General features: G+C 59.9%; 9 protein-coding genes. 8 read left to right on the top strand and 1 reads right to left on the bottom strand.

From position 1 onward, the window contains the following. Positions 1-19: 19 nt before the first annotated feature. Both HYX42_RS14175 and HYX42_RS14170 read left to right on the top strand, forming a co-directional pair. Positions 20-1222, top strand: a complete 1203-nt coding sequence (locus tag HYX42_RS14175) for a deoxyguanosinetriphosphate triphosphohydrolase (protein WP_293404078.1) — start codon at positions 20-22, stop codon at positions 1220-1222. Beyond that, positions 1219-2469, top strand: a complete 1251-nt coding sequence (locus HYX42_RS14170; RefSeq protein WP_293404076.1) for a CynX/NimT family MFS transporter — start codon at positions 1219-1221, stop codon at positions 2467-2469. Before HYX42_RS14175 ends, HYX42_RS14170 begins: the two co-directional genes overlap by 4 nt. Here the strand turns inward: HYX42_RS14170 and HYX42_RS14165 are convergent. Then, on the bottom strand, positions 2463-2621 hold the full coding sequence (locus HYX42_RS14165) for a hypothetical protein (RefSeq protein WP_293404074.1): 159 nt from the start codon (positions 2619-2621) through the stop codon (positions 2463-2465). The two genes, HYX42_RS14170 and HYX42_RS14165, sit on opposite strands and share 7 nt — an antisense overlap. A 34-nt stretch (positions 2622-2655) precedes the next feature. Here HYX42_RS14165 and HYX42_RS14160 point away from each other — a divergent pair, with 34 nt between their 5' ends. The 6 genes from HYX42_RS14160 (at position 2656) to mlaE (ending at position 13192) form a co-directional block, all read left to right on the top strand. Beyond that, entirely contained in the window at positions 2656-3804 is a 1149-nt protein-coding gene (locus HYX42_RS14160; RefSeq protein WP_293404072.1) for an ABC transporter substrate-binding protein, read from the top strand. Between the two features lie 163 nt (positions 3805-3967). Then, positions 3968-4684, top strand: a complete 717-nt coding sequence (locus tag HYX42_RS14155; protein ID WP_293404070.1) for a transposase — start codon at positions 3968-3970, stop codon at positions 4682-4684. 160 nt (positions 4685-4844) lie between these two features. Continuing rightward, positions 4845-9578 (top strand): glutamate synthase-related protein, encoded by a 4734-nt coding sequence (locus HYX42_RS14150; protein WP_293404068.1) that lies wholly within the window; start codon positions 4845-4847, stop codon positions 9576-9578. Between the two features lie 65 nt (positions 9579-9643). Then, complete coding sequence (locus HYX42_RS14145) at positions 9644-11110, top strand: glutamate synthase subunit beta (protein ID WP_293404066.1); 1467 nt, start codon at positions 9644-9646, stop codon at positions 11108-11110. Positions 11111-11513: 403 nt separating this feature from the next. After that, positions 11514-12395 (top strand): ABC transporter ATP-binding protein, encoded by an 882-nt coding sequence (locus HYX42_RS14140; protein WP_293404064.1) that lies wholly within the window; start codon positions 11514-11516, stop codon positions 12393-12395. Next, positions 12392-13192: a lipid asymmetry maintenance ABC transporter permease subunit MlaE gene (mlaE, locus tag HYX42_RS14135; RefSeq protein WP_293404062.1), complete on the top strand. Its 801-nt coding sequence runs from the start codon at positions 12392-12394 to the stop codon at positions 13190-13192. The genes HYX42_RS14140 and mlaE overlap by 4 nt, the downstream gene beginning before the upstream one ends. The last annotated feature ends 71 nt before the right edge of the window (positions 13193-13263 follow it).

The following is a 13263-nucleotide window of genomic DNA, read 5'->3' as shown; positions in this document are numbered from 1 at the left end:
TTACGCAGCACCATTCGCCATGAACCTGGCACCTTATGCCTGCGACCCGGCCTTGTCACGTGGGCGCAGGTTTCCCGAAGCTGCAGCACCGACGCGTTCGGACTTTCAGCGTGACCGCGACCGCATCGTGCATTCGACTGCGTTTCGCCGGCTGGTCTATAAAACCCAGGTTTTCCTCAACCATGAGGGAGACCTGTTCCGGACCCGCCTCACGCATTCGCTCGAGGTCGCGCAACTGGGCCGCTCCATTGCCCGTGCGCTGCACATCAACGAAGATCTGGTCGAAGCCATTGCGCTGGCGCACGATCTTGGCCACACACCTTTCGGGCACGCCGGTCAGGACGCCCTGAACAACTGCCTGAAGGCGCACAACCCGCAAAGTGCGGGCTTCGAGCACAACCTGCAAAGCCTGCGCGTGGTGGATTCGCTGGAAGAGCGTTACCCGGAATACAACGGACTGAACCTCACTTTCGAGACGCGCGAAGGCATACTCAAACACTGCTCGCGCCGCAATGCGTTGCGCATTGAGGCGCGCGAGCCAGGTGGTGTGGCACACCGGTTTTTGCCTCCCGCAGAAGCTGCGGGCTCCCTCAGGCTGCAGCCCTCGCTGGAGGCGCAACTGGCGAATCTGGCGGATGAAATTGCCTACAACGCCCACGATATTGATGATGGCGTGCGCTCTGGCCTGCTGCAACTGGAGCAGCTTGAAGAGGTTGAGCTGTTCAGTTGTTACCGCCGGGAAACCAGCCTGGCCCATCCTTTGCTAAGAGGACGCAGGCTTCTGTTCGAGACCATACGCCGCATGCTCAGCGCGCAGGTCTACGACGTGATAGACGCAACCACGCGGGTGATCGCACGCAGGGGGGCAGCGAATGTGGATGCCGTCCGGCAGGGGCCGCCGCTGATTTGTTTCAGCGCGGACATGGCGACGCAATCGGCTGCACTCAAACAATTCCTGCTCAAAAACCTCTATCGACACCCGAAGGTCTCCGAAACCACCGAGTCTGCCAAGCAGGTGGTGCGTGAGTTGTTCGCCGCCTACATGGCCGACCCCCTGCAGATGCCGCAGGCACACACCGACCGTTTCGATGGGGTTGACATGACGCATTCGGCAGGCGTCCGGCCCGAACGTGTGGTGGCCGATTACATTGCCGGCATGACAGACCGTTTTGCATCGAAAGAGCACGGGCGGCTGGTCGGGCGGGCAGCGTTTCCCGCATGAGCAAAATTGCCAGCCAGGGCGGCATTCAGCCAAGTATGCCGACAGCATTCTGCATAGTGGCGGCCGCGCTGGGTGCGGCGATGCACATCGGCAAGCTGCCCCCGGCCGTACCTGTGCTCGAGCGGGTGCTTGGCGTCACCTTGTTGCAGGCTGGTTTCCTGCTGTCGCTGGTGCAATTTGCCGGCATGTGCCTGGGACTGATGACCGGCCTGGCCGTGCAGCGCATGGGGCTCAAACGCAGCATGGTGGGGGGGCTGCTCGTCCTCGGCACGGCCAGTCTGCTTGGTTCTCTTGCCGAAAGCGCCACCTGGTTGCTGGTGACGCGCGCGTTTGAGGGCCTGGGCTTTCTCTGGGTGGTGCTGCCCGGGCCCGGCCTGCTGCGTATGCTGGTGCCGCGTGAGCGTATCAACAGCATGATGGGGGTATGGGGCACCTATATGCCACTGGGAACATCACTGGCCCTGTTGCTGGGGCCTTGGGCCATGCTTCTTGGATCGCAGGACAGTGGCTGGCGAATCTGGTGGTGCCTTTTATCAGGCGTGGCCATACTGATGGCACTGTTGTTGTTTTGGCAGGTTCCTTCCGATCGCAGCGTGCGCGATCATGCAGAGGCCGCCGCGCCGGATAAATCAGTGACCCGCACATTGCTGGCGTTGACACTTCGTTCCAGACCCGTGTGGTTGATGGCCTTGACGTTTGCGGTCTACGCCGGGCAATGGCTGGCGGTGGTGGGGTTCCTGCCGACCATTTATGCCGCAGCTGGTGTGGCCAGCACGACGGCAGCCTGGCTCACGGCGCTGGCCGCAGCGCTGAACATGGTCGGTAATGTGGTGGCGGGACGTCTGCTGGAAAAAGGCATTTCCGCGCCGGTCCTGTTGTCTGCGGGTTTCCTTGTCATGGGCACGGGTACGCTGCTGGCCTTTGGCGCCCATATCGGGCCGTGGTGGCAATACGCAGCCATCATGGCTTTTTCCGCAGTGGGGGGACTGATTCCTGCCACCCTGTTTAGCCTGTCGATCAGGCTGGCACCTCGTCCTGATGCAGTCTCGGCCACTGTGGGCTGGCTGCAGCAGTGGTCTTCTGCCGGGCAGTTTGTGGTTCCTCCATTGATGGCATGGGTGGCCGTACGTGCCGGTGGATGGCAATGGACAGGCGCTGTGAGTGCCGCCCTGTGCATCGCCGGCCTGTGCCTCGCACTATCGATCAGAACCGAACTCGAACGACTGCGCTCACCCCGATTTCAATAGCCGACCGGCTCCATGCAATACCTGTGCATGGCCTTATGACATCTCGGCATCCATCCCCGTGTTTCCTGCTGCAGTTCGGCCTTACGCTGCTGGACTTGTGATTCATCGACGGTCTGCCCTGCTGCTGCAGGCTGTTCGATGGCATCAAACATGCCCGCATGTATTTTCCAAACAATGGAGGACGCCATGACCATCAATCGCCGCCAATTGGTGTTGCGCAGTGTTTCTGCAGGTGCCCTTGTGGCCAGCCCTGCACTTTGGGCCCAGGCCGCAAAGGGGCGAAAGCTGGTGTTGGGGCAGTCCGTGCCCCTGACCGGTGCTGCCGATCAGATCGGGCTGGCTTACTTTAATGGTGCAAAAATGTATTTTGACGCCATCAATGCAAAAAATGGTGCGGGCGGCTACCGGATAGAAGTCAAGGCACTCGACGATGGTTACAGCGCCGCCAAGGCGGCTGCCAACGCCAGGCAACTGATAGACGAGGGCGTTGATGGCCTCTTCGGATTTGCAGGCACGGCCAGCTGCGACGCCGCATATGGTGTGGCTCGGGCTTCCAGCACCCTTTTCTTTGCGCCGTTCGCTGCTTCTGACGCGCTGCACGACACAGGCCTCACCAGCGTGTTCCACGTGCGGCCTGCGCTTGCTGATGAAGCCTACAAGGTGGCACGCCACTGCGCCACCCTCAGCCAGGACAGGATAGCGGTGTTTGCCGAAGAAGATGCGATGGGCCGGGCGGGGCTGGCAGCTGTCCACCAGGCGCTGATTGACCTCAAGAGGCCGCCCCTGGTCGCCAGTGCGCTGTCTCCGGTTAACAGTGACAAGGTGGACGCCGCCGTTGCTGCGCTGATGAAGGCACAACCCCAGGCCATCATCCAGGTCAGCCTGTTCAACTCTTCCGCCGCTTTTATCCGGAAAATGCGCCGTGCGGGATACGCGGGCCAGTTCCTCAATTTCTCGGTCGTCGGCATTGACCCACTGTTCAGCGCTTTGGGTAAGGAAATCGGCGGCGTTGTGATCTCGCAGGTCGTGCCTTCCCCGCGCAGTGTCGGCACGCCTCTGATAAAGGAGTACCTCGACGTACTGAACCAGACCGACCAGACGCCCAGCTATGAGAGCGTTGAGGGCTATGTCGCGGCCCGCGCATTTGCCGAAGGTGTCAGACGCAGCGCCTCCGGTAGCGGAAAGCCAGACCGTACCGGTTTGCAGAAGGCATTCGAGGGCATGACCGATTACGACATGAGCGGCTTTCGTGTGAATTTACGCGCCAAAAAATACGAGTCTGTGAGGGCCGTTGATCTTGTGACAATCACGCCTGATGGCAAGGTCGTGCGCTGAAACCAGCATGTCACCCTAAGTGAGTGTGAGGTGGCCGGACTGGCTCGGGGGCTGGCTGGAAACCAGCCGGATTAACGGATGGGGATTTGACGAGCAACAACCCCAATTAAACGGGGTCAGATTCCAATTAAACTGGGTTCAGTACAACCCAGGATCCATCCGCATGGCCCGCCTTCCCAGATTGACTTTGCCCGGCTATCCGCACCACGTCATACAGCGTGGCAACAACCGGCAGCCCATCTTCAGGAGCGCAGCCGATTACGGGCACCTGCTGGGGCTCCTCTACGATAACTCCAGGAAGTTTGAGGTTGCCGTGCACTCCTACGTGTTGATGGGTAACCACTTTCACCTGCTGGTCACGCCGGAGACGGACACAGGGCTGCCGGGCATGATGCAGGCTGTTGGCCGGAGTTATGTACGGTATTTCAATGACCTCCATGAGCGATCAGGCACGCTATGGGAGGGCCGCTATCGTTCTACCCTGATCCAGACAGACCGCTACCTGCTTGCATGCATGGCCTATATGGATCTCAACCCGGTACGTGCCGGCCTGGCGGCAGAGGCGGGTGACTATCCATGGTCAAGCTATGGCCACTATGGCGGCCTGCGTAGCGACAGGCTGGTGACGCCGCATTCCCTGTACTGGACTCTTGGCAACACGCCCTTCGCCCGTGAAGCTGCTTACGCCGAATTGGTGCGCGCGGGTGTATCTGTCCCTCAGCAGGATGCCCTGACCCGGTCTGTGCTCAGCGGCTGGGCCTTGGGCGAACCTGACTTTGTTGCTGATCTGCAAAAACAGACCGCCCGCCGCGTTCAAAAAATGCGGGGTGGAAGACCAATTAATTCTTCCACGAAAGATGTGGGCAAAAAAGATATTTGATTTCGTTGGCCTTTTGGGTATTTTAAATATGTCCCCAATTAAATTCCGACTTTATTTATGTGGAATTAATTGGAATCTGACCCTAATTAATAGATTTGGCATTGTTGTTGCTGCGCTTTATCATCCCTATCCCCGCGAATAAATTGACTAGGAGTGCGCCATGACGACGGCAGCTGAAATTAAAGATCTTCAAGACCATGGCTTGTACTCTGGTGCCAACGAACACGATGCCTGCGGCGTCGGCTTTGTCGCGCACATCAAGGGCCACAAATCGCACTCCATCGTCCAACAGGGCCTCAAGATTCTCGAGAACCTGGATCACCGGGGTGCAGTCGGTGCCGACAAGCTCATGGGTGACGGTGCCGGCATATTGATCCAGCTGCCTGATGCGCTTTATCGTGAAGAAATGGCGAAGACTGGCGTGCAGTTGCCGCCTCCCGGTGAATACGGCGTAGGCATGGTGTTTTTGCCGAAAGAACACGCATCCCGCCTGGCCTGCGAGCAGGCACTTGAGCGCGCAGTGAAAGCCGAAGGCCAGGTGCTGCTGGGCTGGCGTGATGTGCCGGTCAACCGCGACATGCCCATGTCGCCCACCGTGCGTGAAAAAGAGCCCATCCTGCGCCAGATCTTTATTGGCCGTGGCAACGACGTCATCGTGCAGGACGCGCTGGAGCGCAAGCTGTATGTGATACGCAAGACCGCCAGTGCGGCCATCCAGCGCCTGAAGCTCACGCACAGCAAGGAATACTACGTTCCCAGCATGTCCAGCCGCACCGTGGTCTACAAGGGCCTGCTGCTGGCCGATCAGGTAGGTACCTATTACATGGACCTGACCGACAAGCGCTGCGTCTCGGCCCTGGGCCTGGTGCACCAGCGTTTTTCGACCAACACCTTCCCCGAGTGGCCACTGGCCCACCCCTACCGTTATGTCGCCCACAACGGCGAGATCAACACGGTCAAGGGCAACTATAACTGGATGAAGGCGCGTGAAGGTGTGATGTCTTCTCCGGTGCTGGGTACAGACCTGCAAAAGCTTTACCCCATCAGCTTTGCCGACCAGTCCGACACCGCGACTTTCGACAACTGCCTTGAACTGCTGACCATGTCGGGCTACCCGATCAGCCAGGCGGTGATGATGATGATTCCCGAGCCATGGGAGCAGCACACCACCATGGACGAGCGCCGCAAGGCCTTCTACGAATACCACGCCGCCATGCTGGAACCCTGGGACGGCCCGGCTTCCATCGTGTTCACCGATGGTCGCCAGATCGGTGCCACGCTCGACCGTAACGGCCTGCGCCCATCGCGCTACTGCGTGACCGACGACGACCTTGTCATCATGGCGTCCGAATCGGGCGTGTTGCCGGTGCCCGAAAACAAGATCGTCCGCAAATGGCGTCTGCAGCCTGGCAAGATGTTCCTCATCGACCTGGAACAGGGCCGCATGATTGATGACGAAGAGATCAAGGCGACGCTGGCGCACACCAAGCCCTACAAGCAGTGGATTGAAAACCTGCGCATCAAGCTCGACGATGTCGCTGCAAAAAGCGCAGCCATCCAGCCCGCCGATTCCGGCGCCTCGCTCCTCGACCGCCAGCAGGCCTTCGGCTACACGCAGGAAGATATCAAGTTCCTGATGTCGCCCATGGCCGTCAATGGTGAGGAAGCCACGGGCTCCATGGGCAACGACAGCCCGCTGGCCGTGCTGTCCAACAAGAACAAGTCGCTCTACAGCTACTTCAAGCAGCTGTTTGCGCAGGTGACCAACCCGCCGATTGACCCGATCCGCGAAGCCATCGTGATGTCGCTGGTGTCTTTTGTCGGCCCCAAGCCCAACCTGCTGGACATCAACCAGGTCAACCCGCCCATGCGCCTTGAAGTTGCGCAGCCGGTGCTCAACCCTGCCGACATGCAAAAGCTGCGCGACATCGAGGCACACACGCAGGGCAAGTTCCGCAGCTACACGCTCGACATCACCTATCCGCTGGCCTGGGGCCATGAAGGTGTGGAGGCCAAGCTGGCATCGCTGTGCGCCGAAGCTGTTGACGCCATCAAGGGCGGCAACAACATCCTCATCGTCAGCGACCGTGGCGTCAGTGCCACGCAGGTGGCGATTCCCGCGCTGCTGGCACTGTCTGCCATTCACCAGCACCTGGTGAAGGAAGGCCTGCGCACCACGGCCGGCCTGGTGGTCGAAACCGGTTCTGCACGTGAAGTGCACCACTTCGCAGTGTTGGCCGGTTATGGCGCAGAAGCCGTTCACCCCTACCTCGCGATGGAAACCCTGGCCGAGCTGTCGAAGGGCCTGCCGGGCGACCTCAGCACCGACAAGGCGATCTACAACTACATCAAGGCGATTGGCAAGGGCCTGTCCAAGATCATGTCCAAGATGGGCGTGTCGACCTATATGAGCTACTGCGGCGCCCAGCTGTTTGAAGCCATTGGCCTGAACCGAGACACCATCGCCAGGTTCTTCACCGGTACTGCAAGCCAGGTTGAAGGCATGGGCGTGTTCGAGATTGCACAGGAAGCCCTGCGCATGCACAACGCCGCCTTCGGCGACGACCCGGTGCTGGCCAACATGCTGGACGCTGGCGGCGAGTACGCCTGGCGCGTGCGGGGTGAAAACCACATGTGGTCGCCCGACGCCATTGCCAAGCTGCAGCATTCCACGCGCTCCAACAACTGGAACACGTACAAGGAATATGCGCAGCTGATCAACGACCAGAACCGCAACCACATGACCCTGCGCGGGCTGTTCGAGTTCAAAATCGATCCGTCCAAAGCCATCCCGATTGATGAAGTCGAATCGGCGAAGGAAATCGTCAAGCGTTTTGCCACCGGCGCGATGTCGCTGGGCTCCATCAGCACCGAGGCGCACGCCACGCTGGCCGTGGCCATGAATCGCATTGGCGGCAAGAGCAACACGGGTGAGGGCGGTGAAGACCCCGCACGTTATCGCCAGGAGCTCAAGGGCATCCCGATCAAAAAGGGTGAAACACTGAAAAGTGTCATCGGCCCTAAACAGGTCGAGGTTGACCTGCCGCTGCTCGACGGTGATTCGCTGCGCTCACGCATCAAACAGGTCGCATCCGGCCGCTTTGGTGTGACGGCCGAATACCTGGTGTCTGCCGACCAGATCCAGATCAAGATGGCCCAGGGCGCAAAACCCGGTGAAGGCGGCCAGTTGCCCGGCGGCAAGGTCACTGAATACATCGGTGCGCTGCGTTACTCCGTGCCTGGCGTCGGCCTGATTTCGCCACCACCGCACCATGACATCTATTCGATTGAAGATCTGGCGCAACTGATTCACGACCTGAAGAACGTGAACCCGCGCGCCAGCATCAGCGTCAAGCTGGTCAGCGAAGTCGGTGTCGGCACGATTGCAGCCGGTGTGGCCAAGGCCAAGGCCGACCATGTCGTGATCGCAGGCCATGACGGCGGCACGGGCGCATCGCCCTGGTCGTCCATCAAGCATGCCAGCTCGCCCTGGGAAATTGGTCTCGCCGAAACACAGCAGACGCTGGTGCTCAACCGCCTGCGCGGCCGTATTCGCGTGCAGGCCGATGGCCAGATGAAGACCGGCCGTGACGTTGTTATCGGTGCGCTGCTGGGCGCTGATGAATTCGGTTTCGCCACCGCACCGCTGGTGGTTGAAGGCTGCATCATGATGCGCAAGTGCCACCTCAACACCTGCCCGGTGGGTGTTGCCACGCAAGACCCGGTGCTGCGCCAGAAATTCAGCGGCAAGCCCGAGCATGTCGTCAATTATTTCTTCTTTGTTGCCGAAGAAGCGCGTCAGTTGATGGCGCAACTCGGTGTGCGCAAGTTTGACGACCTGATTGGCCGCGCCGACCTGCTCGACACGCAGAAAGGCATTGCCCACTGGAAGGCTGGCGGCCTGGACTTCGGCCGTCTCTTCCACCAGCCGGCAGTGCCTGCCGACGTGCCGCGCCTGCATGTGATGAACCAGGACCACAACCTGGAAAAAGCACTCGATGTGCGCCTGATTGAAAAATCAAAAGCGGCGATTGAAAAGGGCGAGAAAGTCCAGTTCATCGAAGTGGCGCGCAACGTCAACCGCACCGTGGGTGCCATGCTCTCGGGCGAGCTGACACGGCATCACCCACAAGGCCTGCCGGATGACACCCTGCGCATCCAGCTTGAGGGCACGGGCGGCCAGTCCTTTGGGGCATTCCTGGCCAAGGGCATCACCATGTACCTCATCGGTGATGCCAATGACTACACCGGCAAGGGTCTCTCCGGCGGCCGCATTGTTGTGCGTCCGAGCATCGACTTCCGCGGCGACGCCGTGAAGAACACCATCGTCGGCAACACCGTGCTTTACGGCGCGACCACAGGCGAAGCCTTTTTCAGCGGCGTGGCCGGTGAGCGTTTTGCTGTTCGCCTGTCTGGTGCGACGGCAGTCGTTGAAGGCACGGGCGACCATGGCTGTGAATACATGACGGGCGGCACGGTTGCCGTGCTGGGCAAGACCGGCCGCAACTTTGCTGCCGGCATGAGCGGCGGCGTGGCTTATGTCTATGACGAAGACGGTCTGTTTGCCACGCGCTGCAACACCTCCATGGTTTCCATGGACAAGGTGGTCACCACGGCCGAACAGCACACGCACGACAAGGCCGAATGGCATGCCGGTGAGTCTGATGAAGAGATCCTCAAGCGCCTGCTGCAGGACCACAACCGCTGGACCGGCAGCAAGCGTGCGCGCGAACTGCTCGACAACTGGAGCGAGTCCCGCCTGAAGTTTGTGAAGGTTTTCCCGAATGAATACAAGCGTGCCCTGATAGAGCGCAAGGAGCGCCGCCTGGAAGCTTCAACCGAAACCACCAGCGCCCAGGTAGCGACCAACAAGGAAACGGCGGCTGCGAAGTAATCGCAGCTTGCCACCTGCCTTAGTCACTCACGCATCAAGATAAAAGAATCGACAGGACCACGATCATGGGAAAAATCACCGGCTTCATGGAATACGAGCGCATCGAAGAGGGCTACAAGCCCGTGCCCGAGCGCCTGAAGAACTACAAGGAATTTGTCATCGGCCTCGACGACGTGCAGGCCAACAAGCAGGCGGCGCGTTGCATGGACTGCGGCACGCCGTTCTGCAACAACGGCTGCCCGGTCAATAACGTGATTCCGGACTTCAATGACATGGTCTTCCGTGCCGACTGGAAGAACGCGATCGACACGCTGCACAGCACCAACAACTTTCCCGAATTCACCGGCCGCATCTGCCCCGCACCTTGCGAGGCCGCCTGTACGCTGAATGTGAATGACGAAGCTGTCGGCATCAAGTCGATTGAGCACGCCATCATCGACCGCGCCTGGTCCGAAGGCTGGGTCAAGCCGCAACTGCCCAAACACAAGACCGGCAAGAAGGTTGCAGTGGTTGGCTCCGGCCCTGCCGGCATGGCGGCGGCCCAGCAGCTGGCGCGCGTCGGCCACGACGTGACGCTGTTTGAAAAGAACGACCGCGTCGGCGGCCTTCTGCGTTACGGCATTCCCGATTTCAAGATGGAGAAGGTCCACATTGATCGCCGCGTCGAGCAGATGCAGGCCGAAGGTGTGACCTTCCGTACCGGCGTGATGGTGGGCAGCCTGCCAAAAGACTCCAAAGTCACCAACTGGGCCAAGGAAACGATTTCGCCTGAACAGCTGCAAAAAGACTTCAATGCGGTCATCCTGACCGGCGGCGCAGAGCAGTCGCGTGACCTGCCCGTGCCTGGCCGTGATCTCGACGGCGTGCACTTCGCGATGGAATTCCTGCCCCAGCAGAACAAGGTCAATGCGGGCGACAAGGTCAAGGGCCAGTTGCGCGCCGACGGCAAACACGTCATCGTCATCGGCGGCGGTGATACCGGCTCTGATTGCGTCGGCACCAGCAACCGCCACGGCGCGGCCAGCGTCACGCAGTTCGAGCTGATGCCCCAGCCGCCCGAAGAAGAAAACCGCCCCATGACCTGGCCTTACTGGCCGATCAAGCTGCGTACCTCGTCCAGCCACGAAGAGGGCTGCGAGCGCGAGTTCGCCATTTCCACCAAGGAACTGATGGGTGAAAAAGGCAAGGTCACCGGCCTGAAGACGGTTCGCGTCGAGTGGAAAGACGGCAAGATGGTTGAAGTGGCCGGCTCAGAGCAACTGCTCAAGGCTGACCTCGTTTTGCTGGCCATGGGTTTTGTGTCACCGGTGTCATCGGTGCTCGAAGCCTTCGGCATTGAGAAAGACAACCGCGGCAACGCCAAAGCGACCACCGACTTCACCGGCGGCTACGCCACCAACGTGCCCAAGGTGTTTGCAGCCGGCGATATCCGCCGTGGGCAGAGCCTGGTTGTATGGGCAATCAGGGAAGGGCGTCAGGCCGCCCGTGCGGTTGACGAATTCCTCATGGGTTACAGCGACCTGCCACGATAGAGCCGGTAGCCAGGTATTCGAATCAGACAGGGGCGCTTGAGAAAAGCGCCCCTTTTTTTTCGCTATAAAAAACATAGCTGCTGACGTGCGTGTTCATTGGTCTGAAGGCATATTTTGGCACCTGAAAAGACCAATTTGTTAATATGGAAGTTAACAAAATACACCTGGAAGTTGGGAGAAAAGGAAAATGTTAAGTTGCAGGTTAACATTTTCTCTCCTGAAGGCCTGTTTTGACTGCCAAATCGCATCAAGGCCAATGAATACGCACGTGAGAAGCTATTAAAAGTGTAGCGGGGGAGACTACTCCGGAATGTGGGATGTGTCATCCGGGCATGGGGCCAATGCCTTTATCATTCACGGAACGCCCCACACAATCCAACAGCCTGTTGGCACCCTGATTTTCATGCCAGACATTCCTGTTGCCTCTTCCGCAAACTCCGCTCCACCAGCTTCATCTGCCTCACTGGTTGAATTCCGGGATGTGACGTTTTCCTACCCCGCGTCTGCGGGCGACCGCATCATCCTGAGCAAAGTCAATTTTTCCGTGCCGCGCGGCAAGGTCACGGCGCTCATGGGCGCTTCCGGCGGCGGAAAGACCACCGTGTTGCGCCTGATAGGCGGCCAGCAGAAGGCCAACAGCGGCCAGGTGCTGTTTGACGGCAAAAACGTCTCCGAGATGATGCAGGCAGATCTCTACGCCGCGCGCCGCCGCATGGGAATGCTGTTCCAGTTCGGCGCGCTGTTCACTGATTTGAGCGTTTTCGACAACGTCGCTTTCCCGCTCAGGGAGCACACGGCTCTCGATGAAGCGCTGGTTCGCGATATCGTGCTGATGAAACTCAATGCTGTCGGCCTGCGCGGTGCGCGTGACCTCATGCCCAGCGAAGTTTCGGGCGGTATGGCCAGGCGCGTCGCGCTGGCCAGGGCCATGGTACTGGACCCCGAACTCATCATGTATGACGAACCCTTTGCCGGTCTCGATCCGATCTCGCTTGGTACGGCGGCCAGGCTGATACGCCAGCTCAATGACACGGTAGGCATCACCAGCATTGTGGTGTCGCACGACCTTGAGGACACCTTTCGCATTGCGGACCAGGTCATCATCCTGGCCAATGGCGGCATTGCAGCCCAGGGCACACCTGATGAAGTACGTCATTCCACAGACCCGCTGGTCCACCAGTTCGTCAATGCGCTCAGTGAAGGCCCCGTGAAATTCCATTACCCTGGCCCCAATGTGGCCGATGACTTCGGCAACCAGGCATCCGGCGGGGGAGGGCGCTCATGAGCGGCCCCCGTTACAGCCCGGCGCGGCTGCTGTCAGACCTGGGTTTCGCTGTTCGCGGTCAGCTGGATGCACTGGGTTATGCGACCCGGCTCTTCGGCCGCCTGCTGGCCATGAGCGGCCCGGCCCTGGCACGTTTCGGCCTGGTGCGCGACCAGATATTCTTTCTGGGCAACTATTCTCTGGCCATCATCTCGGTGTCCGGCCTGTTTGTCGGTTTTGTGCTCGGTTTGCAGGGCTACTACACGCTGCAGCGCTATGGTTCATCAGAGGCTTTGGGCCTGCTGGTAGCCCTCAGCCTGGTACGTGAACTGGGGCCGGTGGTCACAGCCTTGCTGTTTGCAGGCCGCGCCGGTACGGCACTGACGGCCGAAATTGGCCTGATGAAGGCCGGCGAACAGCTTTCAGCCATGGAAATGATGGCTGTTGATCCGGTCAAGCGTGTGCTGGCACCCCGTTTCTGGGGCGGCATCATCGCCATGCCCCTGCTGGCGGCTGTTTTCAGCGCTGTCGGCATCATTGGCGGCTGGGTTGTCGGCGTCGTCATGATTGGCGTTGATGCCGGCTCTTTCTGGAGCCAGATGCAATCCGGTGTCGATGTCTGGCGTGACGTCGGCAACGGGGTCGTCAAGAGTCTTGTGTTTGGGGTGACGGTGACTTTTGTTGCCCTCTACCAGGGTTTTGAGGCACAGCCGACCCCGGAAGGCGTCTCGCGCGCCACCACGCGCACGGTGGTGGTGGCTTCCCTGGCCGTGCTGGGGCTGGACTTCCTGCTGACCACCTTGATGTTCAGCGTTTAACCAACAATTGCGCCAAACGGCCCAAAAGCCCCAAACGTCCGCCTGCCGGTTTTTGCCAGCCATGCGAGAAT

The organism is Polaromonas sp. (assembly GCF_016185115.1).
Classification (GTDB): domain Bacteria; phylum Pseudomonadota; class Gammaproteobacteria; order Burkholderiales; family Burkholderiaceae_C; genus Polaromonas.
This window is presented reverse-complemented; position numbering and strand designations above follow the sequence as displayed.